Raw genomic sequence first — 22,993 nt, 5'->3', positions numbered from 1 at the left:
CATGTCCGAACGAGAGAGTGCTTCCCCCCAGCACGATCCGGACGCCCGGTTGGGCGACCTGTTCGAGAACCTTCCCGATCCGACGCAACAGCTCCCGACGGTGGACAACAGCGCTCCCGCACCGGGTTCCCGTCGCGCCGCACGGGAAGCCGCCTCCACTCCCGGACAGGGAGCGACGCCTACGAGTGGTCCTGCCGTGCCGTCCGAACCCGTCTCCGCACCGGTCCGTGCCTCCGCGGACGATGCGCGGCTCGGCGTCCCCTCGGCGACTCCGGTCCGTGATTCCGCTGATGCCGCCGACGCCCCTGCGGCCGGTGACACCCCCACTCGCGCACTTCCTCAGGTTGCGCCGGGCTCTGGCGATCCGCAGCCGGTATTGGGCGGAGGGCTCGACGACCTCTTCGCGCCGCATGAGGATGAGCACTCGAGCTCGCGCGCACCCAAGAAGAAGCGCCGGACCGGATGCCTCGTGGCGCTGATCATCGTGCTCGTGATCGTCGGCGGTATCGCGGCGACCGGCGTCTGGGTCATGAACACCTATGGCGACAAGATCAACGAGGCCATGGGGTGGGGCGAGTCCAAGGACTGGGAAGCGGGCCTCGCCACCGGCGAGGCGCTCGTGACGATCAGCGAGGGCGACACCGGTGCGCCGGTGTCCACGAAGCTGTTCGAAGCAGGAGTCACCAAGACCGATGGCGTCTTCTACGACTACCTCGTCGCCGAGGCACCCGACCTCACGTTCTACCCCGGCGTCTACAAGCTGCAGAAGAAGATGACGGCCGCAGCGGCCGCAGAGGCGCTGCAGAACCCGGACAACAAGATGGAGAACACGGTCTCCATGTCCGAGGGCGGGACGATCATCTCGTCGCTGCCGGCGATGGCGGAGTCCCTCGGACTGCCGCTTGCCGACTTCGAGGCTGCGGTCAAGGACCCGTCGGCTTATGGCGTCGACGCACAGAACCTCGAGGGGTGGCTGTTCCCCGCCGTCTACACCTTCGATCCCGAGGTCACAGCCGTGCAGGTCATCCAGAGGATGGTGGATCGCACCCGCCAGGCGCTGACGGAGGCCGGTGTGCCTGATGCCGATGCAGAGCGCGTCCTGACGATCGCGTCGATCATCCAGCGCGAGGGACGCACCGACGATTTCGCCAAGGTGTCGAGGGTCATCCAGAACCGCCTCGACATCGACATGAAGCTGCAGATGGACTCGACCGCGCAGTACGGCTACGGCTCGCTGCACGAAGGCGTGGTGTCCAGCTCGGCCGAGGCCCTCGCGGACCAGAACGACTGGAACACCTACGTCATCACCGGTCTCCCGGCCACGCCGATCGCGAGCCCGAGCTTCGCCGCCATCGATGCCGCGATGCATCCGGCGGACGGACCGTGGCTCTACTTCGTGACGATCAACCTGGCGACGGGTGAGACGCAGTTCTCTGAGACGTACGAGGAGCACCAGGCGGGGATCGAGAAGTGGCAGGCATGGTGCCGGGACAACCCCGATGCCGGATGCTGACATCGTGACCGTGTCACGTCTCGCGGTCTGGGGCGATCCGATCGCGCATTCCAAGTCGCCGGCTCTTCATGCAGCCGCGTACGACGTGCTCGGTCTGGACTGGGAGTACGGGCGCCGTCAGGTGTCTGCGCCCTCGTTCCGCGAGGTGTTGGCTTCCCTCGATTCCTCCTGGCGTGGGCTGTCGCTCACGATGCCGCTCAAGGAGGAGGCCTTCCGCGCTGCGGTGACCCGTGATCGCCATGCCGAACTCAGCGGCGCCGTGAACACGCTGCTGCTCGGCACCGAGCCGGCGGGCTTCAACACGGATGTGGGTGGCATCGTCGATGCCCTCGCCGAGAGCGGCATCATGGCCGTCGAGACCGTGCGCATCCTCGGTGCGGGAGCCACAGCGGCATCCGCCCTGCTCGCGGCAGCCGAACTCGGCGCGACCAGGGCAGACGTGCGGGCACGACGTCCGGAGAGGGCCGCAGGGCTCGTGGCTCTGGGGGAGTCGCTCGGCGTGCGCGTCACGATCGACACATTCGACGCGCCGGCCGCACGGGTGGACCTCACGCTCGCGACTCTGCCCAGCGGGACCGACCTCGATGCGTCCGTCTCGGCTCGACTGGCCGACGACGGGGGAGCGCTCTTCGACGCCGCGTACGCGCCCTGGCCATCGGCCCTGGCCTCGGCATGGGGCGAGCGGCCCGTGGTCTCCGGCCTCGGGATGCTGCTGCATCAGGCCGTGCGCCAGATCCGGGTCTTCCGTCACGGCGACCCTCTCGTGGAGCTGCCTGACGAGGGACGAGTGCTGGCCGCGATGCGCGCCGCGCTCTGATTCGGCACCCGAGGGCTCACGCCCACATCGCGGCACGGCGACACGCGGCGCGTCAAGGACCGCAACCCATGGGAGACTGGAGCAATGCTCCGCGTGCTCACTGCCGGCGAATCGCACGGCCCAGAACTCATCGCTGTGATGGAAGGACTGCCCTCAGGCGTCCCGGTGTCCTCCGAGGCCATTCAGGCCGATCTCGCCCGCCGCAAGCTCGGCTATGGACGTGGCTCACGGATGAAGTTCGAGCAGGACGAGCTCAGCATCTCCGGCGGCGTGCGCCACGGCAAGACGTTGGGCAGCCCGATCGCCCTGCGCATCGGGAACACCGAGTGGCCGAAGTGGATCGAGGTCATGAACCCCGAGCCCGTCGAGCTCACCGACAAGTCGCGAGGCCGCAGCGCTCCGCTGACCCGCCCTCGCCCCGGCCACGCCGACCTGGTCGGCATGCAGAAGTACGACTTCGACGAGGCGCGGCCCATCCTCGAGCGCGCCAGCGCCAGGGAGACGGCCGCGCGCGTCGCCCTCGGCGCGATCGCCCGCTCGTTCCTCGGCGAGCTGGGTATCCGCCTCGTCAGCCACACGTTGTCGATCGGACCCGTCCGTGTGCCCGATGGCTCCGTGCTCCCGACGCCGGACGATGTCGACCTGCTCGACGCCGATCCGCTGCGCTGCTTCGACCCCGCCACCTCGGCGCTTATGGTGGCCGAAGTCGACGATGCCAAGAAGGACGGCGACACGCTCGGCGGCATCGTCGAGGTGCTCGCCTACGGTCTGCCGCCGGGACTCGGTTCGCACGTGCACTGGGACCGTCGCCTGGACGCGCGGCTCGCACAGGCGCTCATGAGCATCCAGGCCATCAAGGGCGTGGAGGTCGGCGATGGATTCGAGACCACCCGCCGTCGCGGCTCTGCAGCCCACGACGAGCTGTTCGCCACCGCCGACGGCATCACCCGCGGCTCCGACCGCGCTGGTGGCACCGAGGGCGGCATGTCGACCGGCACCGTGCTGCGCGTGCGCGCGGGCATGAAGCCGATCGCCACGGTGCCGCACGCCCTGCGCACGATCGACATCGCCACCGGCGACGAAGCCACCGCCCACCACCAGCGTTCCGACGTCTGCGCTGTCCCCGCGGCGGGTGTCGTGGCCGAGGCCATGGTCGCGGTCGAGCTGGCACGCGCCGTGCTCGAGAAGTTCGGTGGCGACAGCATCCGCGAGACGCGGCGCAACCTCGAGGGGTACCTCGCCGGTATCCCGGAGGAGCTGCGTACGACCCCGGCGTCCGAGGCGGCGCTCATCGCGCATGACGAGCGAGGCTGAGCCCCTCACGCTGGTCCTCGTCGGCCCGATGGCCGCGGGCAAGACCAGCGTGGGTCGCCGGGTGGCTCGACGACTGCGCGTGGCGTTCATCGACACCGACAAGCGCATCGTCGCCGAGCACGGTCCGATCCCGGCGATCTTCGCCGAGCACGGTGAAGGGCATTTTCGCGATCTGGAGCGTGCGGCTGTTGCTGCCGCGCTCGCGGAGGGCGGCGTGATCTCGCTCGGCGGCGGAGCCGTGACCGACGCGGGCACACGTGAACTGCTGCGTGAGCACGCCGTCGTGTTCCTCACGGTCTCTGCCGATGCGGTCGCCGATCGGATCCGGGGGAGCAGTCGACCGCTCCTGTCCGGAGAGGACCCGCTGGCGCGCTGGGAAGCGATCTTCGAGGAGCGCCGCGGCTGGTACGACGAGGTCTCGTCGACGACATTCGACACGTCCCGCAGACCGATGCAGAGGATCGCGGACGAGATCGTGGCATGGAGAAGAGAGCAGCGATGAGCACGACGACAATCAGCGTCACCGGGAACGACCCCTACGACATCACGATCGGACGCGACATCCTGGACCGCGTCTCGGCGGCGCTCTCGCCCGCTGTGCGCAAGATCCTGGTGGTGCACCCGCCGACGCTGGCCGCACGCGCCGGCGAGCTGCGCGACCGGCTGCTCGCCGACACCGCCAACGGCCCCCGCGAGGTGCTGCTCGCCGAGATCCCCGATGCCGAGCAGGGCAAGCGCATCGAGGTCGCCGCTTTCTGCTGGCAGGTCATGGGCCAGGCCGACTTCACCCGCACCGACGCTGTCATCGGCTACGGCGGAGGCGCCGTCACCGATCTCGCCGGTTTCGTCGCCGCGACCTGGTTGCGCGGCATCGAAGTCGTGCAGGTTCCCACCACCGTGCTGGGGCTCGTCGACGCCTCCGTCGGCGGCAAGACCGGTGTGAACACCGCCGAGGGCAAGAACCTGGTCGGGGCCTTCTGGGCTCCGCGTGCCGTGATCGGCGACCTCGACGAGCTCGCCAGCCTGAGCCCGAACGAGGCGACCGCCGGTTTCGCCGAAGTGGTCAAGGCCGGATTCATCTGGGCGCCGGAGATCCTCGACATCATCGAGGCCGATCCGGCGCGGGCGATCGACACGACGACCGATGAGTTCCGCCGCGCGGTCGAGCTCGCGATCGACATGAAGGCCAAGGTCGTGTCCGACGACTTCCGCGAGGCGGGTCAGCGCGAGATCCTCAACTACGGGCACACGCTCGGACACGCGATCGAGCACTCCGAGCGCTACAAGTGGCGTCACGGTGCGGCGATCTCGGTGGGCATGCTCTTCGCCGCTGAACTCTCACGTCTCGCCGGCCGGCTTCCCGATGCGGCGGCGCTCCGCCACCGCACCATCCTCGAGTCGCTCGGACTGCCCACCTCGTACCGGGCGGGGGCATGGCCGGCGCTGCTCGCCACGATGCAGCGCGACAAGAAGAGCCGCGGCGGCATGCTGCGCTTCATCCTGCTCGATGACATCGCCAAGCCGACCGTGCTGCAGGCGCCAGACGAGTCCCTGTTGTTCGCGGCCTACCAGGAGGTCGGCGCATGACACGCCGTCTCCTGCTCGTGAACGGCCCGAACCTCAATCTGCTCGGCTCCAGGGAGCCGGACATCTACGGCACCGCGACGCTTGCCGATGTCGAGGCGATCGCCGGAGCTGCAGCGGCGGACTCGGGGTTCGAGGTGCGCGCGGTGCAGAGCAACCACGAGGGCGTGCTGATCGACGCGATCCACGATGCCCGCGCGGACTGCGAGGGCATCGTGATCAACCCCGGAGGGCTCACGCACACCTCCGTCGTGCTGCGTGACGCGCTCACCGGGGTGAGCCTGCCGTTCGCCGAGGTGCACATCTCCGACGTCTACGCCCGCGAGGAGTTCCGGCACCATTCGTACCTGCACGATGTCGCCGCAGTGCGGGTGATCGGCGAGGGCGTGGACGGCTACGCGAACGCCGTGCGGCAGCTGCTCGCGCTCATCCCGTAGAATCGACTGTCGGTCCACCCTGTCCTCGGGGAAGGGCGGCCGAAAAAACCACACACGAACGGAACCCGCAGCGCATGGCATCTACCGCAGACATCAAGAACGGCGTCGTCCTCAGCATCGACGGTCAGCTCTGGAGCGTCATCGAGTTCCAGCACGTCAAGCCTGGCAAGGGCGGAGCGTTCGTGCGGACGAAGCTCAAGAACGTCGTCTCGGGCAAGGTCGTCGACCGCACCTACAACGCCGGTGCGAAGATCGACATCGAGAACGTCGACCGCCGCGACTACACCTACCTCTACACCGATGGCGACGGCTACGTCTTCATGGACGCCACCGACTTCGACCAGATCACGGTCGGCGCCGCCACGGTCGGAGATGCGAAGAACTTCCTCCTGGAGAACCAGCAGGTCACGATCGCGCTCAACAACGGCAACCCGCTGTACATCGACCTGCCGGCCTCCGTCGTGCTCGAGGTGACCTACACCGAGCCCGGCCTGCAGGGCGACCGCTCCTCCGCAGGCACGAAGCCCGCGACTCTGGAGACCGGCTACGAGATGCAGGTTCCGCTGTTCCTCGAGGCCGGCACCAAGGTCAAGGTCGACACGCGCACGGGTGGCTACCTCGGCCGCGAGAAGTAAGGCGTGGGCGCCCGCACGAAGGCGCGCAAGCGCGCTCTCGACATCCTGTTCTCCGCCGACGTCCGTGGTGACGAGGTCACTGTGGCCCTCGCCGCGGAGGCGAAGCGAGCCGCGAGCGAACCCGCCCGTGAGGCCTCCTGGCTGTATGCCCGCGAGGTCGTCGACGGCATCGTCGATCACCGCGACGAGATCGACGAGCAGATCACGACGCACAGTCGTGATTGGAAGCTCGAGCGCATGCCCGCCGTCGACCGCGCTCTGCTGCGCATCGGCGTCTGGGAGATCCTCTACAACGACGAGGTGCCGACAGCCGTAGCCATCGATGAGGCGGTCGAGCTCGCCAAGGAGTTCTCGACCGACGATTCCGGTGCGTTCGTGCACGGCGTGCTCGCGCGCGTCTCGCGCTCCGCCTGACCCCTCTCGTCCGGGCCGTCGGGCCCATGTCGGACTCTGCGGGAAGGATGGTGGCATGCCCGCACCTCACGTCGACCTCCGTCATCTCATGCAGATCACGGATGCCGGTGGCTACGCACGCGGGCTGGCGTACTTCCGCGAGGGAAACGTCCTCGACGTCGTCTGGGACGAGGACAGGCACGAGCTCGAAGCCCACGTGAGGGGCAGCCGCGACGCGACGTACCTCGTCGAGGTCGGATTCGTGTCGTCGAACGGCAAGAGTCACGCGCGCTCGACGCGGTGTTCATGCCCTGTCCGTTCCGGATGCAAGCATGTGGTCGCGGCGCTTCTCGCGTCGAACGTGCATGAGTACTCGCAGCAGAGCGGAGCGATCACGGTAGAGCCCGCCGCGTCGACGCCACCTGCTACGCCACCGGCGGCACCGTCATGGCGGGCGCTGGTGGATCAGACGGCCACCGCACAGACGCGCCCGCTGGCCCTCGGCGTCGAGCTGCGCCATCGCGAGCCGCGCGGCGACAACCACTGGGGTCCACGGGCGGTGCGTCCGGCGACTCCGCGAGACCTCGCCAGAGGCACGGGCGAGCTTCTCCTGGCGATCCGCCCGCTTATGCGCAGCCATCAGAGCGGAGCGTGGATCCAAGGACACGCCACGTGGGACATCGTGCGACGCGACGCATCTCAGTTCGGCCGCGTGCAGAACCGCTGGTTCGGCGACCTGCTCAGCATCTCGCGCGACTCGCTGCTGTCGGGCAACGCCGGCGACTGGCTGGTGCTGGACCAGATCGAGTCCGGACTCCTGTGGGGCCATCTGCGCGCAGGAGCGGCTCTCGGCATTCCCCTGGTGGCCAATCAGAAGAGCTCGACCGTGCGCCTGGCAGACACGGCGGAGATCTCCGCGCGCATCAGCAGGGACGACGAGAGGGCGCTGACTCTCGCTCCCACCGTGATGATCGACGGGACGGATGTCCCCGCCGCAGACGTCCACCCCATCGGGCGCTCGGGAGTGTACGCGGCCACTCAGCTCGGCAGTCGGATCCAGATCACGCTTGCAGAGGCACCCCTGAGCACCCAGGTGCGTGCGCTGCTGGAGGCGCGGCGCCCGATCGTCGTGCCGACGCAGGAGGAGGAGGCCTTCGTCGCTGAGGCCTATCCGCTGCTCGCACGTCGTACCGTCGTGCAGGCGATCGGGGATGTGGCGCTGCCGGTGATCCCGCCGCCGGAACCCGTTCTGAACGTCGCCTTCGAGAGGGGGGACGTCGTCAGCTATTCGTTCGTGTGGTCGTATCGCGGCTTCGGTACCGTGCCGTTCGCGTCCAGCCACGCGGCGGTGCGCGATCCGGAAGCCGAAGAGGTGCGTGGTGCCGAGCTCGAAAGCGTGTGGCAGGAGCACATGGCCACTCGGTTCCGGGCTGCCGGTTCGTTCCACGACATCGATGCCGCGGCCTTCATCGCCCAGGTCGTGCCTGCGTTCGAACGAGTGGGAGTCACCGTCGTCACGACCGGCGTGCGCAAGGAGTATCGGGAACTCACCGGCACGCCCGAGGTGGCCGTGTCGACGGTTGAGACAACGGACGCGGACTGGTTCGATCTCGGCATCATCGTCAGGATCGACGGAAGGAGCATTCCGTTCGGCCCGCTGTTCTCCGCGCTCAGCAAGGGGAAGAAGAAGCTGCTGCTGTCCGACGGCGGCTACTTCCCCCTGAACCATCCGGCGCTCGACCGACTGCGCGAGCTGATCGAAGAGGCGGGTGAACTCGACGAGTGGGAGACCGGGCCGCGCATCAGCCGCTATCAGACCGATCTCTGGGAGGAGTTCGAGGATCTCGCGGATGAAGCGCAGCCCGCCGTGAGCTGGCGCTCCACCGCAGAGGGCCTGCGCCAGGCGACCGGTGTGCCGTCGACTCCTGTGCCCTCGGGGCTTCGCGCTGAGCTGCGTCCGTATCAGAAGTCCGGATTCGACTGGCTCGCCTTCCTGTGGCGACACCGGCTCGGCGGCATTCTGGCCGACGACATGGGGCTCGGCAAGACGCTCCAGCTGCTGACCTTCGTGCAGCACACGCGCGACCAGGGGGAGCGGCGCCCGTTCCTCGTGCTCGCGCCGACCTCGGTGCTCAGCACCTGGAGGACGGAGGCAGCGCGATTCACGCCAGAGCTCCGGGTGACCATCGTGGAGAGCACCAGCGGAACGCGTCGCGGAACCCTGGCTGATGCTGCCGCTGGCGCCGACGTCATCGTGAGTTCGTACACGGTCGCGCGGCTCGACGAGAAGGAGTTCGGCGCGGTCGAATGGGCCGGGCTCATCCTGGACGAGGCCCAGTTCGTCAAGAACCCGAAGACCAAGCTGCATCGGGCGATCTCGACATTCCACGCCGACGTCACGTACGCCGTGACAGGAACACCGATGGAGAACAGCCTCTCGGATCTGTGGTCGTTGCTGAAGCTCGCGGCTCCTGGCCTCTTCCCGTCCGCTCGGAAGTTCCGCGATCGCTACATCCAGCCGATCGAGAAGGGCAAGGTCCCCGAGAACGAAGAGGGCGGGGAGTACCGCCAGCGCCGGCTCGCGCAGTTGCGTCGCCGCATCCGACCGCTGATGCTGCGCCGCACGAAGGAACTCGTCGCTCCGGATCTGCCGCCGAAGCAGGAGCAGGTGCTCGAGGTCGAACTGAGCGCGGCCCATAGGTCCCTCTACGACGTGGTGCTGCAGCGGGAGCGGCAGAAGGTCCTGGGCCTCCTGGACGACCTCGACCGCAACCGTTTCATCGTCTTCCGTTCTCTGACCCTGCTGCGCATGCTGAGCCTCGCACCGGGACTCGTCGACGAGAACGACGCCGACATCGGCTCCAGCAAGCTCGACACGCTCCTCGAGCGCGTGGCGGAGCTGCAGGCCGAAGGGCACCGTGCGCTGGTGTTCAGCCAGTTCACGTCGTTCCTCGACCTCGCGGCCGCGCGGCTCGAGGAGGCGGGCATTCCGTACGCCCACCTCGACGGGTCGACGCGCCGTCGACAGGACGTCGTGGAGGGCTTCAGAGCAGGGGAGCAGCCGGTGTTCCTGATCAGCCTGAAGGCCGGTGGCTTCGGGCTCACTCTCACCGAGGCGGACTATGTGTTCCTGCTCGACCCGTGGTGGAACCCTGCCGCCGAGGCGCAGGCGATAGACCGCACGCATCGCATCGGCCAGACCGGTCAGGTCTTCGTGTATCGCATGATCTCCGCCGGGACGATCGAGGAGAAGGTCCGCGAGCTGCAACAGCGCAAGGCACGCCTGTTCACCGCCGTCATGGACGACGAGGCGCTGTTCGCTCAGTCGCTCACGGCCGACGACATCCGCGGGCTGTTCGACGACTGAGCGGTTTTCTCACGGCCGGTCAGACGGCTCGTCCAGCATGCCGCCGGTAGAATCGAGCGCGTCCATACGAGGCATCCGGATCGGGTGCCCGGGATGCACAGGAGGAGCGCAATGCGGATCACGGGACTCGGTCACGCCGGGATGTTCATCGAGACGGTCGGCGGCAACATCATCTGCGACCCCGTGCTCGGTCCGTCCTTCTTCGGCTCCTGGTTCCCGTTCCCCGACAACCGGGGCCTCGATTGGGAGCGCTTCGGGCGTGAGGCTGATTTCCTCTACATCTCGCATCGTCACCGCGATCACTTCGACCCGAAGCTCCTCGAGCGCTACATCTCCAAGGACATCGAGGTCCTGCTTCCGGAGTACCCGATTGACGACCTCGAGCGCGACATCCGTGCACTCGGGTTCTCGAACATCACGTACGCCCCCGCCGGCGAGATCATCCAGCGCGGCGCGCTCAAGATCATGATCACCCCGCTGCGTGCACCCAGTGACGGGCCCATCGGGGACTCCTCGCTGAGCGTCGATGACGGTACCGGTTCGATGCTGAACCAGAACGACTCGCATCCGCTCGACCTCGACTCGCTGCTCCACTTCGGCAAGCCCGATGCCTACTTCACGCAGGTGTCCGGCGCGATCTGGTGGCCCATGGTCTACGACTTGCCGCTGGAGGCGAAGCAGAACTTCGCGCAGCTCAAGCGCGACTCGCAGAACAAGCGTGCGATGTACTACATCGACAAGGTCGACGCACCACATGTGTTCCCGATGGCCGGGCCGCCCATGTTCCTGCGTGACGACCTGTTCGACTTCAACGGACTGGGCAAGAACGGCGAGTCGATCTTCACGGATCAGAAGCAGTTCCTCGCGCACATGAAGGAGCTGTCTCCGCAGTACGACGGTCATCTGTTCGTGCCGGGCACGCTCGTCACGGTCGACGGTGGCGAGGTGACGACGGAGCAGACGCTCTACAGCGAGGCCGAGCTCACGCACATCTTCGACGAGAAGTGGGACTATCTCGAGGAGCAGCGAGCCAGCCGTCAGCAGGAGATCCTCGATGAGGAGGCGTCGCGCGCCGAAATCATCCCTCCGGACGAGATGCTCGCGGCGATCAAGGAGTGGTGGGAGCCCCTGCTGAAGAAGTCGCGCACCATCCGCCTCGGCGTCGGCGGCAACGTGCGGTTCCGCATCGGCGAGCTCGACATGGTCGTCGATTTCCCCCGCGCCAAGGTGCGCGAGTACGCAGGGGAGGAGTGCGTGTACTGGTACACGATCCCCGCTGATCTCGTGTCGACCAACATCCAGGACCATGAGATCGACTGGTCGAACTCGATCTTCCTGTCGATGCAGTTCCAGGTGGGTCGCAGCGGCAAGTTCAACGAGTTCCTCACCACGTTCCTCAAGTGCCTGTCGGTGGACCGGATCGAGTATGTCGAGAACTGGTACCAGGAGCAGACCGACCAGAACGAGGACGCCGTGATCGGCGACTGGGTCGTGCAGCGCCGTTGCCCGCATCTGCGCGCCGACCTCACGAAGACCGGCAAGGTCGATGAGGATGGCGTGCTCACCTGCAGCATGCATGACTGGAAATGGGACCTGAAGACGGGAAGCTGCCTGTCGACGAGCGGTCACCCGATCCGCGCGACCAAGGCGGAGAACGTCGCCGACGAGCTGGTGGAGACGGCGAGCTGACCGGCACGGACTGACGTCGTCGGAGTCTGAGCGTCTCCGATAGACTCGACTCACAAGCAACCTTTAACACCGTCCTGTGAGGCGGAGAAGGGAGCGGCAGATGAGCACGCGCACTGTGCTGCAAGAAGCCGATATCTCGCGGGGATTGACCCGCATCGCTCATGAGATCCTCGAATCGAATCGGGGCGCTGAGAACCTCGTCCTGCTGGGCATTCCGACCCGCGGCGTCACTCTCGCACACCGCCTGGGCACGTTGATCAGCGAGATCGCCCAGGAGTCCGTTCCCGTGGGTGCGCTGGATGTGACCCTGTTCCGCGACGACCTCTCGAAGCATCCGACGCGCTCTCCTCGTCCGACGGAGATCCCGGTCGGCGGCATCGACGGCAAGACGGTCGTGCTCGTCGACGATGTGCTCTTCTCCGGGCGCAGCATCCGGGCCGCACTCGACGCGATCCAGTCGATCGGACGCCCCGCTGTCGTGCGGCTCGCGATCCTGGTCGATCGGGGCCACCGCGAGCTGCCCATCCGTCCCGACTTCGTCGGCAAGAACATCCCCTCCGCCCGCACCGAGCGGGTCAACGTTCGACTGTTCGAGAACGATGGGGCCGAAGAGGTGACGATCGGCGCATGAGGCACCTTCTCGACACCCACACCCTCGACAAGGCCACCGCGCTGCGCATCCTCGATGTCGCCGAGGACATGGCGGACACGCAGTCCCGCGAGGTCAAGAAGCTGCCGACCCTCCGCGGCAAGACCGTCGTCAATCTCTTCTTCGAGGACTCGACCCGCACCCGCATCTCCTTCGAGGCCGCAGCCAAGCGCCTCTCCGCCGACGTGATCAACTTCGCGGCGAAGGGATCGAGCGTCTCCAAGGGTGAGAGCCTGAAGGACACCGCCCAGACGCTCGAGGCGATCGGCGCCGACGCGGTGGTCGTGCGTCACCCGAGCTCCGGAGCGCCGCAGACGCTCGCGACGAGCGGCTGGATCTCCGCCGGCGTCGTCAACGCGGGAGACGGCACGCACGAGCACCCCACGCAGGCGCTCCTCGACGCGTTCACGATCCGCAAGCGCCGCTTCGGGGCGGACAGCCGCGGCCGGGATCTCGGCGGCCTGCGGGTCGTGATCGTCGGTGACGTGCTGCACTCCCGGGTCGCGCGATCGAATGTCTGGTTGCTGACGACGCTCGGCGCCGACGTCACGCTCGTCGCCCCGCCGACGCTCGTGCCTCAGAACGTGTCGCAGTGGCCTGTACGCGTGCTCTACGACCTCGACGTCGCCCTTGCCGACGAGCCGGACGCAGTGATGATGCTGCGTATCCAGCTCGAGCGGATGAACGCCGCGTATTTCCCCACTGAGCGGGAGTATTCGCGACGCTGGGGGCTCGACGCACTGCGTGTGGCCGGTCTGCCGGACGGTAGCATTGTGATGCACCCCGGACCCATGAACCGCGGGCTGGAGATCTCCTCCGCAGCTGCCGATTCCGCCCGTTCCACGGTGCTGGAGCAGGTCGCGAACGGAGTATCCGTCCGCATGGCGGTGCTGTACCTGCTGCTGGCAGGAGAACGAGACGACGAACGAGGGGGAGACCTGTGAGCGAGACCCTCGTGATCACCGGTGCACAGCTGGTGGGCGCCGAGAGCGCCGACATCATCATCGAGAACGGTGTGATCGCCGAGATCGGCACCGGGCTCAGCAGGGCGGGAGCCCGTGTCATCGACGCGAACGGCCTGGTCGCCCTTCCCGGTCTGGTCGACCTGCACACGCATCTGCGCGAGCCGGGGTACGAGGCTTCGGAGACGATCCTCACCGGTACCAGGGCAGCGGCCGCCGGTGGTTTCACCGCCGTGTTCGCGATGCCGAACACCTCGCCCGTCGCCGACACGGCCGGTGTCGTGGAGCAGGAGCTCGCGCTCGGCGAGGCGGCGGGGTACGCGACCGTGCAGCCGATCGGCGCCGTGACCGTCGGGCAGAAGGGCGAACGTCTCGCCGAGCTGGGCGCCATGGCGACCTCCCGGGCGAAGGTGCGCGTCTTCAGCGACGACGGCTTCTGCGTGTTCGACCCGCTGATCATGCGCCGCGCCCTCGAGTACGTGAAGTCGTTCGGCGGCGTGATCGCTCAGCACGCGCAGGACCCTCGCCTGACCGAGGGCGCCCAGATGAACGAGGGCATCGTGTCGGCCGAGCTCGGCCTCGCCGGCTGGCCGGCCGTCGCCGAGGAGTCGATCATCGCCCGCGATGTCCTGCTCGCAGAGCACGTCGGCTCGAAGCTGCACGTGTGCCACCTGTCCACCGCGGGATCGGTCGACATCATCCGCTGGGCGAAGAAGCGCGGGATCGCGGTGACGGCCGAGGTCACGCCGCATCACCTGCTGCTGACCGACGAGCTCGTGCGCGGGTACGACGCACGGTTCAAGGTGAACCCGCCGCTGCGCCGCGAAGAAGACGTGCTCGCCGTGCGCGAAGGCCTGGCCGACGGCACCATCGACATCGTCGCCACGGATCACGCTCCACACCCCAGCGAGCACAAGGCCTGCGAGTGGCAGGCAGCCGCGAACGGCATGGTGGGGCTCGAGAGTGCCCTGCGCGTGGTCCACCAGTCGATGGTGCAGACCGGCCTGATCGGTTGGAGCGATGTCGCACGCGTCATGAGCGCCACGCCGGCACGGATCGGTCAGCTCGCCGGACACGGCACGCCTCTCGAAGTCGGACAGCCCGGTCACATCGCGCTCTACGACGCCTCGATCGACGGTGTCTTCACCGAGGCCGACCTGCACGGGCGCAGTGTGAACTCGCCGTACCTGGGGCGCGCCCTGCCCGGTCGCGTGGAGTTCACCGTCCACGGCGGCATCGTGACCGTCGACTCCGGCTCCGTGGTCGAGGAGCTGAACGCATGAGCACACGCGATCTCGCCATCGCGATCACGATCGCCGTGGCGCTGCTGGTGCTGTTGACGATGCTCCTCGCCTGGCGACGACGACTCCGACGCGACTCGGCGCTCAGCGCTCCGCTCGGAGTGCCGGAGCATGCCGAGGTCGCCCGCCGCGACGAGGTGCTCTACGTCTCGACGACCCGGCACGAGCAGCCGCTCGAGCGCGTGACGGTGTCGCCGCTGGAGTACCGCGCCCGCGGTGAGCTGGCCGTGACCGATCGCGGTGTCGCGCTGTGCCTCGACGGAGCGCCCACCGTGTTCCTGGCCTCCTCGCGACTCGTCGCGGTCGATCGAGCCACGGTCACGATCGACCGTGTGGTCGAACCCGGCGGCCTCATCCGCATCGCCTGGAACGCGGACGACGAGACGATCGTCGACTCGTACCTCCGTCTCGCCACCGGCGATCCCCGAACCCTCATCTCTGATCTGCAGCGGCTCGTCCCCGCTGCCCCCGACACAGGAGCCACACGATGACCGCTCTGCCCGAACCCGCCGTACTCGTCCTCGAGGACGGCACCCGCCACGTCGGCCGCGCTTACGGCGCCCGCGGAACCACCCTCGGCGAGGTCGTCTTCGCCACCGGCATGTCCGGCTACCAGGAGACGCTCACCGATCCGTCCTACGCCGGGCAGATCGTGCTGCAGACCGCGCCGCACATCGGCAACACCGGCATGAACGACGAAGACACCGAGTCCCGTCGCATCTGGGTCGCCGGCTACATCGTGCGCGACCCCTCACGCGTGGTGTCGAACTGGCGGGCGAACGCCTCGCTGGACGAGATCCTCGTTCAGGACGGCATCGTCGGCATCAGCGGCATCGACACCCGCTCGATCACGCGCCACATCCGCTCAGCCGGCTCGATGCGCGGGGGGATCTTCTCGGGTGACGCCGCAGCGCTCGACGCCGAGGAGCAGGTGCGCATCGTGCGTGAGGCTCCGCAGATGGCTGGTCGCAACCTCTCGGCCGAGGTCTCGGTCGACGTCGCCACCATCACCACAGGGATCGGTGAGCGCGTGGGCAACCTCGCCGTGCTGGACCTCGGCGTGAAGCAGGCGACGATCGACAACCTCGCGGCGCGCGGGTTCGACGTGCACGTGCTGCCCCAGAACGTCACGATCGAGGAGATCCGCGCGATCGACCCCGTCGCGGTGTTCTACTCCAACGGCCCCGGCGACCCGGCCGCGTCCGACGGGCATGTGGAGCTGCTGCGTGCGGTGCTCGACGACGGACTGCCCTTCTTCGGCATCTGCTTCGGAAACCAGCTGCTCGGTCGTGCGCTCGGCCTCGGCACCTACAAGCTGCCGTTCGGACACCGGGGGATCAACCAGCCGGTGCTCGACAAGACCACCGGCCGGGTGGAGATCACCGCGCACAACCACGGGTTCGCCGTCGAGGCCCCACTCGAGGGCTCCTTCGACAGCCCGAACGGCTACGGCAAGGTCGAGGTCAGCCACGTGGGCCTGAACGACAACGTGGTCGAGGGACTGCGAGCCCTCGACATCCCCGCATTCTCCGTGCAGTACCACCCCGAGGCCGCAGCCGGCCCCCACGACGCCAACTACCTCTTCGACCGGTTCCGCGACCTGGTCGTGGCCACCAAGAAGGACGCCAAGTAATGCCCAAGCGCGACGATATCCGCTCCGTCCTCGTCATCGGCTCCGGCCCGATCGTCATCGGTCAGGCCTGCGAGTTCGACTACTCCGGCACCCAGGCGTGCCGCGTCCTCCGTGAGGAGGGCGTGCGCGTGATTCTGGTGAACTCCAACCCCGCCACCATCATGACCGACCCCGACTTCGCCGATGCGACGTACGTGGAGCCGATCACCTGGCAGGTCATCGAGACGATCATCGCGAAGGAGCGTCCCGACGCGATCCTTCCGACGCTCGGCGGTCAGACCGCACTGAACGCGGCGATCCAGCTGCACAACCACGGGATCCTCGAGAAGTACGACGTCGAGCTCATCGGCGCCAACTTCGAGGCGATCAACAAGGGCGAGGACCGTCAGATCTTCAAGCAGCTGGTGCTCGACGCCGGCGCCGACGTCGCCGACTCCCGCATCGCGCACACCATGGACGAGGTGCTCGCCGCGGCCGACGAGCTCGGCTACCCCCTGGTGGTGCGTCCCAGCTTCACGATGGGCGGCCTGGGCTCCGGCTTCGCGTACGACGAGGAGGACCTGCGCCGCATCGCCGGCGCCGGCCTGCACGACTCGCCGACCAACGAGGTGCTCCTGGAGGAGTCGATCCTCGGCTGGAAGGAGTACGAGCTCGAGCTCATGCGCGACACGGCCGACAACACGGTCGTGGTCTGCTCGATCGAGAACGTCGACCCGGTGGGCGTGCACACGGGTGACTCGATCACCGTCGCCCCGGCGTTGACGCTCACCGACCGTGAGTACCAGAAGCTGCGCGACATCGGCATCGACATCATCCGCGCTGTGGGGGTGGACACGGGTGGCTGCAACATCCAGTTCGCGGTCAACCCCGAGAACGGCCGCATCATCGTGATCGAGATGAACCCGCGCGTCTCGCGTTCGAGCGCACTGGCCTCGAAGGCGACGGGCTTCCCGATCGCGAAGCTCGCGGCCAAGCTCGCCCTCGGCTACCGCCTCGACGAGATCCCCAACGACATCACGGGCGTCACCCCTGCGAGCTTCGAGCCCACGCTCGACTACGTCGTGGTCAAGGTGCCGCGCTTCGCGTTCGAGAAGTTCCCGGCCGCCGACCCGACCCTGACGACGACCATGAAGTCGGTCGGCGAGGCGATGGCGATCGGTCGCAACTACGCGACGGCGCTGCAGAAGGCGCTGCGTTCGCTGGAGAAGCGCGGATCGAGCTTCCACTGGGGTGCAGAAGAGCGCTCCCTGGAGGAGCTGCTCGAGGTGTCGAAGACCCCGACCGATGGCCGCATCGTGGTGCTGCAGCAGGCGCTGCGCAAGGGCGCGACCATCGAGCAGGCGTTCGACGCCACCGCGATCGACCCGTGGTTCCTCGACCAGATCGTGCTGATCAACGAGGTCGCCGAGATCGTGCGCACCGCTCCTGAACTGGATGCCGCGACCCTCCGCTACGCCAAGGAACACGGCTTCTCCGATGCCCAGCTGGCCGAGATCCGCGGCATCAGCGAGGTCGAGGTCCGTGGACTCCGCCACAGCCTGAGCATCCGTCCGGTCTACAAGACGGTCGACACCTGCGCAGGGGAGTTCCCCGCCCTCACTCCCTACCACTACTCGAGCTACGACTTTGAGACCGAGGTCACGCCCTCCGAGCGCACGAAGGTCGTCATCATCGGCTCGGGACCGAACCGCATCGGCCAGGGTGTCGAATTCGACTACTCCTGCGTGCACGCCTCGTTCGCGCTGTCGGATGCCGGGTTCGAGACCATCATGGTCAACTGCAACCCGGAGACCGTCTCGACCGACTACGACACCTCCGACCGGCTCTACTTCGAGCCGCTCACGCTGGAGGACGTGCTCGAGGTGCTCGATGCGGAGGCCGCGAGCGGCACCATCCTCGGCGTCGTGTGCCAGCTGGGTGGCCAGACGCCGCTCGGACTCGCCAAGGGCATCCAGGACGCCGGGTACACCGTGCTCGGCACCAGCCCCGAGGCGATCGACCTCGCCGAGGAACGCGAGCTCTTCAGCGGCATCCTCGACGCCGCCGGCCTCGTCGCCCCGCGACACGGCACGGCCATCGACGTGGACGGTGCCGTGGGCATCGCCGAGGACATCGGATACCCGGTGCTCGTGCGCCCGAGCTTCGTGCTCGGCGGTCGCGGCATGGAGATCGTCTACGACTCGCCCAGCCTGCGCGACTACTTCGTGCGCACGGCAGGCGAGGTCATCATCGAACCGGGCAAGCCGCTGCTGGTGGACCGCTTCCTGGATGACGCGATCGAGCTCGACGTCGACGCGCTCTACGACGGCACCGACCTCTACATCGGCGGCGTCATGGAGCACCTGGAAGAGGCCGGCATCCACTCCGGCGACTCCAGCTGTACGCTGCCGCCGATCTCGCTGGGCCGTTCCGACATCGACCGGGTGCGCATCGCGACTCTCGCGATCGCCGAGGGCGTCGGCGTGCGCGGGCTGCTGAACGTACAGTTCGCGATCAGCGCCGGAGTGCTCTACGTGATCGAGGCCAACCCGCGCGCGAGCCGCACGGTGCCGTTCGTCTCGAAGGCCCTGGGAATCCCCCTCGCCAAGGCGGCCAGCCGCATCATGGCAGGGTCCACCGTCGCCGAGCTGAAGGCCGAGGGCCTGCTGCCCGAGAACGACGGCTCGCGGGTGCCCCTGGGTGCACCGGTCGCTGTGAAGGAAGCGGTGCTTCCGTTCAAGCGCTTCCGCACCAAGGACGGGAAGATCGTCGACTCCGTGCTCGGCCCGGAGATGCGCTCGACCGGTGAGGTCATGGGAATCGACAAGGACTTCCCGACGGCGTTCGCGAAGAGCCAGGCCGCAGCGTACGGCGGAATGCCCACCTCTGGCACCGTCTTCATCTCGGTCGCCGACTCTGACAAGCGTGCGGTCATCCTGCCCGCTCACCGTCTGCAGCAGCTCGGTTTCACGATCGTCGCGACCGAGGGTACCGCCGAGATCCTCTCGCGCAACGGCATCGCGGTCACGGTCGTCGAGAAGTACAGCGAGACCCAGGAGAGCGGTGCGCAGAACGTCGTCGATCTGATCAACGACGGTTCGATCGACATCGTCGTGAATACGCCTTCGGGTGGAGCAGCGCGTGCGGACGGCTACGAGATCCGTGCGGCGGCCGTCGCGGCCGACAAGGCGCTCTTCACCACCATGGCGGTGCTCGGCGCAGCCGTCAGCGGTATGGACGCCGCGCACGAGGGCTTCGACGTCAAGAGCCTCCAGGAGTACGCGCTGGACCGGAAGGCGACGGTGTGAGCGCAGGTTTCGGTGAGCGCGTCCGGACGGCACTCCGCTCGTCCGGGCCGCTCTGCGTCGGGATCGACCCGCATGCGGCGCTTCTCGACGCCTGGGGTCTGACGCAGGACGCCGCCGGTGTGCGGGAGTTCGGTCTGCGCACGGTGGACGCGGCGGTCGGCCGAGTGGCGATCGTCAAGCCGCAGGTGTCGTTCTTCGAGCGCTTCGGATCCGCCGGGTTCGTCGCGCTCGAAGAGGTGCTCGCGGCCGCGCGTGCCGCGGGTCTGATCGTGATCGCCGACGCCAAGCGCGGTGACATCGGCTCGACGATGGATGCGTACGCCGCCGCCTGGCTCACTCCGGGCTCCGCACTCGAAGCCGATGCGCTGACGGTCAGTCCGTACCTCGGCGTCGGCGCGCTCGACGGGGCCTTCTCTCTCGCCGCACAGCACGGCAAGGGCGTCTTCGTGCTCGCCGCCACCAGCAATCCCGAAGCCGAACCGCTGCAACGTTCGCGTGGCGATGATCGCTCGGTCGCGGCGGGAGTTCTCGCCGAGGTGTCGACCAGGAACGAGGCAGCGGTCGCCTCAGGGGAGTGGGGGAGCATCGGTGTGGTCATCGGCGCCACCGTCGACTGGTCGGCTGCCGGTATCGACGCGTTCGCTCCGAACGCGCCCATCCTCGCCCCCGGCTTCGGAGCGCAGGGCGCGGAGCCGGCCGACCTCGCTGACCGTTTCGGCGCTATGGCGGCGTGCGTCATCGCCAGCGAGAGCCGCAGCATCCTCGGTGCCGGACCGGAAGGCATCGCCGCAGCGATCGAAGCGCGCGTCGCGCAATACCAGGAGGCCGCACGTGGCTGAGACACGAGTCATCCCCGAGGTCGATCGGGCCGCTGCCGCGCGCAAGGCCGTCGAGCGTCGACGCGCCCGTGCCTCGCTCAAGCGCGACCTGACCATGCGGGTCATCACGCCTCAGGCCGTGCTGCATCGAGCGATCGAAGATCCGGACTCGGTCGAGGGATCCATGCGGATCACCGACTTCCTGCTCGCCCTGCCAGCGATCGGTGCGGGCAAGCGCGACCGTGTGCTGGAAGACCTCCAGATCTCGCCGGTGAAACGGCTCGGAGGGCTCGGCGCCCGGCAACGGGTCGTGCTCGAGCACTGGCTCGACGGACGCTTCCCGCCGTTGTCCCCGCGCGGAGCGCGCAGCCGGTTGCTCGTGCTCGCCGGCCCCACCGCCGTGGGTAAGGGAACAGTGGCGGCCCACATCCGTGAGAACCACCCCGAGATCCACCTGTCGGTCTCGGCAACCACGCGCCCGCCACGCCCGGGCGAGATCGACGGCGTGCACTATTACTTCGTCGACGACGCCGAGTTCGACCGGCTCATCGAGCACGGCGAACTGCTCGAGTACGCCGTCGTGCACAACCGTTCACGCTACGGCACCCCGCGCCCACCGATCGATGCCGCGTTGGCCGAGGGGAAGACGGTCCTGCTCGAGATCGATCTGCAGGGTGCGCGCCAGGTGCGAGCAGCAGAACCAGCCGCCACGCTGATCTTCCTGCTGCCGCCGAGCTGGGACGAACTCGTGCAGCGACTGGTCGGTCGAGGCACTGAGGGCGCCGAGGAACGCGCCAGACGACTGCGCACCGCGAAGGTCGAATTGGCCGCCCAGAACGAGTTCGATCACCTCATCGTGAACGAGAACGTCGCCGATGCCGCCGCTGAGGTCGTAGAATTGTCTTCAAGCTCTGCACGCTGACCCGCTGAGCTGGGTCCCTGAGCCTGTCGAAGGGCCACCTGGGCCCCTGAGCTTGTCGAAGGGTCGCGTGCCTGCAGCACCGTCTTCGCGACGATCCCGTCGCCTGATCAGGAGGTCAACCATGGCCGGACACCACAACAAGGGCATCATCGATCCCCCCATCGACAACCTGCTGGATCGAGTCGATTCCAAGTACGAGCTCGTGATCTACGCGTCCAAGCGCGCCCGTCAGATCAACGACTACTACTCCGACCTGCACGAAGGCAACCTCTTCGACAACGTGGGACCGCTGGTCGACTCCTCGGTCGAGGACAAGCCGCTCACGATCGCTCTGCACGAGATCAACGAGGACAAGCTCCGCCTGCGTCACGCGGAGTGATATTCCGGACCGCGCCTCGCACTCTGTCCGAGGCGCGGTTCAGAATGGGTGTATCCGCCCTTCTTCTCACCCATCCCGTTCTGGAGTATCGATGAGCGCCCTGCGTCTGTTCACGTCCGAGTCCGTCACCGAGGGACATCCGGACAAGATCTGTGACCAGATCTCGGACAGCATCCTCGACGGCCTCATCGACAAAGACCCCGAATCGCGCGTCGCCGTCGAGACGCTCGTCACGACCGGACTCGTCCATGTCGCAGGCGAGATCCGCACGGAGGCGTACGTCGACATCCCCACGATCGTCCGACAGGTCGTGAACGGCATCGGCTACACGTCCAGCGACACCGGATTCGACGGTGACTCGTGCGGAGTGAGCATCTCGGTGGGAGAGCAGTCCACCGACATCGCCCACGGCGTCGACAACGCGCAGGAGCATCGCGACGGCTCTTCCGTCGACCCGCTCGACGGCCTCGGCGCGGGTGACCAGGGCATCATGTTCGGTTTCGCGACCAACGAGACCCCGCAGCTCATGCCGATGGCCGCCTGGACGGCGCACCGCATCGCCGAGCGACTCGCCGAGGTGCGCCGCAGCGGACTCCTCCCGTTCCTGCGCCCCGACGGCAAGACCCAGGTCACGCTCGGCTACGACGGGTTCACCCCGAAGACCGTCGACGCGGTCGTCGTGTCCACGCAGCACCACCCCGACATCTCGCAGGAAGACCTGCAGCAGCAGGTGCGCGAGCACGTCATCGCGCCGATCCTCGAGAACACGGGTCTCGACCTCGACGACGTCACGTTCTACATCAACCCCGCCGGCCCCTTCGTGACCGGTGGCCCCAAGGGCGATGCCGGACTGACCGGCCGCAAGATCATCATCGACACCTACGGTGGCGCCGCGCGTCACGGTGGGGGCGCTTTCAGCGGCAAGGACCCGTCGAAGGTCGACCGCTCGGGCGCCTACGCGACCCGCTGGGTCGCGAAGAACGCCGTCGCCGCAGGGCTCGCCGACAGGCTCGAGGTCCAGGTTGCGTACGCGATCGGGGTCGCCCGTCCAGTCGGCCTGTATGTCGAGACCTTCGGCACCGGCAGGGTGTCCGACGAGATCATCACGCGCGCGATCAACGAGGTCTTCGACCTGCGCCCGCAGGCGATCATCGACCAGCTCGATCTGTTGCGCCCGATCTACGCGCAGACCGCCGCCTACGGACACTTCGGACGCGAGTTGCCGGAGTTCACCTGGGAGCGCACCGACCGCGTCGAAGAGCTGCGCCGCGCTGCCGGTCTCTGATGGGGCTT

Annotated in this window: 20 protein-coding genes; all 20 read left to right on the top strand. The window is 67.7% G+C overall.

Features of this window, described 5'->3' with window-relative positions; genetic code table 11:
* Nucleotide 1 precedes the first annotated feature (1 nt).
* The 20 genes from mltG to metK all read left to right on the top strand — a co-directional run bounded on the left by mltG (nucleotide 2) and on the right by metK (nucleotide 22,985).
* Nucleotides 2-1,513 carry an endolytic transglycosylase MltG gene (mltG, locus tag MRBLWO12_RS06175; protein WP_363553701.1) on the top strand — a complete coding sequence of 504 codons (1,512 nt, stop codon included), beginning with the start codon at nucleotides 2-4 and terminating at the stop codon, nucleotides 1,511-1,513.
* A 4-nt stretch (nucleotides 1,514-1,517) separates the two neighbouring features.
* The gene (locus tag MRBLWO12_RS06170; RefSeq protein ID WP_363553699.1) at nucleotides 1,518-2,330 is read left to right on the top strand and encodes a shikimate dehydrogenase; all 813 of its coding nucleotides are present in this window, start codon (nucleotides 1,518-1,520) and stop codon (nucleotides 2,328-2,330) included.
* An 84-nt stretch (nucleotides 2,331-2,414) separates the two neighbouring features.
* Nucleotides 2,415-3,644, top strand: a complete 1,230-nt coding sequence (gene aroC, locus MRBLWO12_RS06165; protein ID WP_363553697.1) for a chorismate synthase — start codon at nucleotides 2,415-2,417, stop codon at nucleotides 3,642-3,644.
* Nucleotides 3,628-4,146, top strand: a complete 519-nt coding sequence (locus tag MRBLWO12_RS06160) for a shikimate kinase (protein WP_363553695.1) — start codon at nucleotides 3,628-3,630, stop codon at nucleotides 4,144-4,146. Before aroC ends, MRBLWO12_RS06160 begins: the two co-directional genes overlap by 17 nt.
* Entirely contained in the window at nucleotides 4,143-5,231 is a 1,089-nt protein-coding gene (aroB, locus tag MRBLWO12_RS06155; RefSeq protein ID WP_363553693.1) for a 3-dehydroquinate synthase, read from the top strand. Before MRBLWO12_RS06160 ends, aroB begins: the two co-directional genes overlap by 4 nt.
* Nucleotides 5,228-5,665, top strand: coding sequence for a type II 3-dehydroquinate dehydratase (gene aroQ, locus MRBLWO12_RS06150; protein WP_363553691.1), 438 nt, complete (start codon nucleotides 5,228-5,230; stop codon nucleotides 5,663-5,665). Before aroB ends, aroQ begins: the two co-directional genes overlap by 4 nt.
* Before the next feature lie 74 nt (nucleotides 5,666-5,739).
* Nucleotides 5,740-6,300: an elongation factor P gene (efp, locus tag MRBLWO12_RS06145; protein WP_363553689.1), complete on the top strand. Its 561-nt coding sequence runs from the start codon at nucleotides 5,740-5,742 to the stop codon at nucleotides 6,298-6,300.
* Between the two features lie 3 nt (nucleotides 6,301-6,303).
* On the top strand, nucleotides 6,304-6,714 hold the full coding sequence (nusB, locus tag MRBLWO12_RS06140) for a transcription antitermination factor NusB (RefSeq protein ID WP_141871983.1): 411 nt from the start codon (nucleotides 6,304-6,306) through the stop codon (nucleotides 6,712-6,714).
* A 55-nt stretch (nucleotides 6,715-6,769) separates the two neighbouring features.
* Nucleotides 6,770-10,060 (top strand): DEAD/DEAH box helicase, encoded by a 3,291-nt coding sequence (locus MRBLWO12_RS06135; protein ID WP_363553687.1) that lies wholly within the window; start codon nucleotides 6,770-6,772, stop codon nucleotides 10,058-10,060.
* Between the two features lie 111 nt (nucleotides 10,061-10,171).
* Nucleotides 10,172-11,749: a Rieske 2Fe-2S domain-containing protein gene (locus MRBLWO12_RS06130; protein ID WP_363553685.1), complete on the top strand. Its 1,578-nt coding sequence runs from the start codon at nucleotides 10,172-10,174 to the stop codon at nucleotides 11,747-11,749.
* Nucleotides 11,750-11,849: 100 nt separating this feature from the next.
* Nucleotides 11,850-12,380 carry a bifunctional pyr operon transcriptional regulator/uracil phosphoribosyltransferase PyrR gene (gene pyrR, locus MRBLWO12_RS06125; RefSeq protein WP_363553683.1) on the top strand — a complete coding sequence of 177 codons (531 nt, stop codon included), beginning with the start codon at nucleotides 11,850-11,852 and terminating at the stop codon, nucleotides 12,378-12,380.
* Nucleotides 12,377-13,342: an aspartate carbamoyltransferase catalytic subunit gene (locus tag MRBLWO12_RS06120; RefSeq protein ID WP_363553681.1), complete on the top strand. Its 966-nt coding sequence runs from the start codon at nucleotides 12,377-12,379 to the stop codon at nucleotides 13,340-13,342. Before pyrR ends, MRBLWO12_RS06120 begins: the two co-directional genes overlap by 4 nt.
* The gene (locus MRBLWO12_RS06115; protein ID WP_363553679.1) at nucleotides 13,339-14,643 is read left to right on the top strand and encodes a dihydroorotase; all 1,305 of its coding nucleotides are present in this window, start codon (nucleotides 13,339-13,341) and stop codon (nucleotides 14,641-14,643) included. The genes MRBLWO12_RS06120 and MRBLWO12_RS06115 overlap by 4 nt, the downstream gene beginning before the upstream one ends.
* Nucleotides 14,640-15,152, top strand: coding sequence for a hypothetical protein (locus MRBLWO12_RS06110; RefSeq protein WP_363553677.1), 513 nt, complete (start codon nucleotides 14,640-14,642; stop codon nucleotides 15,150-15,152). Before MRBLWO12_RS06115 ends, MRBLWO12_RS06110 begins: the two co-directional genes overlap by 4 nt.
* A complete protein-coding gene (gene carA, locus MRBLWO12_RS06105) occupies nucleotides 15,149-16,294 on the top strand; it encodes a glutamine-hydrolyzing carbamoyl-phosphate synthase small subunit (protein WP_363553675.1) in 1,146 nt (381 codons plus the stop codon). Before MRBLWO12_RS06110 ends, carA begins: the two co-directional genes overlap by 4 nt.
* A complete protein-coding gene (gene carB, locus MRBLWO12_RS06100) occupies nucleotides 16,294-19,581 on the top strand; it encodes a carbamoyl-phosphate synthase large subunit (RefSeq protein WP_363553673.1) in 3,288 nt (1,095 codons plus the stop codon). The genes carA and carB overlap by 1 nt, the downstream gene beginning before the upstream one ends.
* Nucleotides 19,578-20,420 (top strand): orotidine-5'-phosphate decarboxylase, encoded by an 843-nt coding sequence (pyrF, locus tag MRBLWO12_RS06095; protein ID WP_363553671.1) that lies wholly within the window; start codon nucleotides 19,578-19,580, stop codon nucleotides 20,418-20,420. Before carB ends, pyrF begins: the two co-directional genes overlap by 4 nt.
* A complete protein-coding gene (gmk, locus tag MRBLWO12_RS06090; RefSeq protein ID WP_363553669.1) occupies nucleotides 20,413-21,321 on the top strand; it encodes a guanylate kinase in 909 nt (302 codons plus the stop codon). Before pyrF ends, gmk begins: the two co-directional genes overlap by 8 nt.
* A gap of 121 nt (nucleotides 21,322-21,442) precedes the next feature.
* Nucleotides 21,443-21,700: a DNA-directed RNA polymerase subunit omega gene (gene rpoZ, locus MRBLWO12_RS06085; RefSeq protein WP_045280265.1), complete on the top strand. Its 258-nt coding sequence runs from the start codon at nucleotides 21,443-21,445 to the stop codon at nucleotides 21,698-21,700.
* A 91-nt stretch (nucleotides 21,701-21,791) separates the two neighbouring features.
* The gene (metK, locus tag MRBLWO12_RS06080) at nucleotides 21,792-22,985 is read left to right on the top strand and encodes a methionine adenosyltransferase (RefSeq protein WP_363553666.1); all 1,194 of its coding nucleotides are present in this window, start codon (nucleotides 21,792-21,794) and stop codon (nucleotides 22,983-22,985) included.
* Nucleotides 22,986-22,993 lie beyond the last annotated feature (8 nt).

This window comes from Microbacterium sp. LWO12-1.2 (genome assembly GCF_040675875.1).
GTDB lineage: Bacteria > Actinomycetota > Actinomycetes > Actinomycetales > Microbacteriaceae > Microbacterium.
Note: the sequence above shows the minus strand (reverse complement) of the source record. Positions and strands in the feature narration are given on the sequence as shown.

Excerpts from the sequence above, each read along its gene's own strand:
- mltG (WP_363553701.1), top strand. The coding sequence starts at position 2 with ATGTCCGAACGAGAGAGTGCTTCCCCCCAGCACGATCCGGACGCCCGG.
- aroC (WP_363553697.1), top strand. The coding sequence starts at position 2,415 with ATGCTCCGCGTGCTCACTGCCGGCGAATCGCACGGCCCAGAACTCATC.
- MRBLWO12_RS06160 (WP_363553695.1), top strand. The coding sequence starts at position 3,628 with ATGACGAGCGAGGCTGAGCCCCTCACGCTGGTCCTCGTCGGCCCGATG.
- aroB (WP_363553693.1), top strand. The coding sequence starts at position 4,143 with ATGAGCACGACGACAATCAGCGTCACCGGGAACGACCCCTACGACATC.
- aroQ (WP_363553691.1), top strand. The coding sequence starts at position 5,228 with ATGACACGCCGTCTCCTGCTCGTGAACGGCCCGAACCTCAATCTGCTC.
- efp (WP_363553689.1), top strand. The coding sequence starts at position 5,740 with ATGGCATCTACCGCAGACATCAAGAACGGCGTCGTCCTCAGCATCGAC.
- MRBLWO12_RS06135 (WP_363553687.1), top strand. The coding sequence starts at position 6,770 with ATGCCCGCACCTCACGTCGACCTCCGTCATCTCATGCAGATCACGGAT.
- MRBLWO12_RS06130 (WP_363553685.1), top strand. The coding sequence starts at position 10,172 with ATGCGGATCACGGGACTCGGTCACGCCGGGATGTTCATCGAGACGGTC.
- pyrR (WP_363553683.1), top strand. The coding sequence starts at position 11,850 with ATGAGCACGCGCACTGTGCTGCAAGAAGCCGATATCTCGCGGGGATTG.
- MRBLWO12_RS06120 (WP_363553681.1), top strand. The coding sequence starts at position 12,377 with ATGAGGCACCTTCTCGACACCCACACCCTCGACAAGGCCACCGCGCTG.
- MRBLWO12_RS06110 (WP_363553677.1), top strand. The coding sequence starts at position 14,640 with ATGAGCACACGCGATCTCGCCATCGCGATCACGATCGCCGTGGCGCTG.
- carA (WP_363553675.1), top strand. The coding sequence starts at position 15,149 with ATGACCGCTCTGCCCGAACCCGCCGTACTCGTCCTCGAGGACGGCACC.
- carB (WP_363553673.1), top strand. The coding sequence starts at position 16,294 with ATGCCCAAGCGCGACGATATCCGCTCCGTCCTCGTCATCGGCTCCGGC.
- rpoZ (WP_045280265.1), top strand. The coding sequence starts at position 21,443 with ATGGCCGGACACCACAACAAGGGCATCATCGATCCCCCCATCGACAAC.
- metK (WP_363553666.1), top strand. The coding sequence starts at position 21,792 with ATGAGCGCCCTGCGTCTGTTCACGTCCGAGTCCGTCACCGAGGGACAT.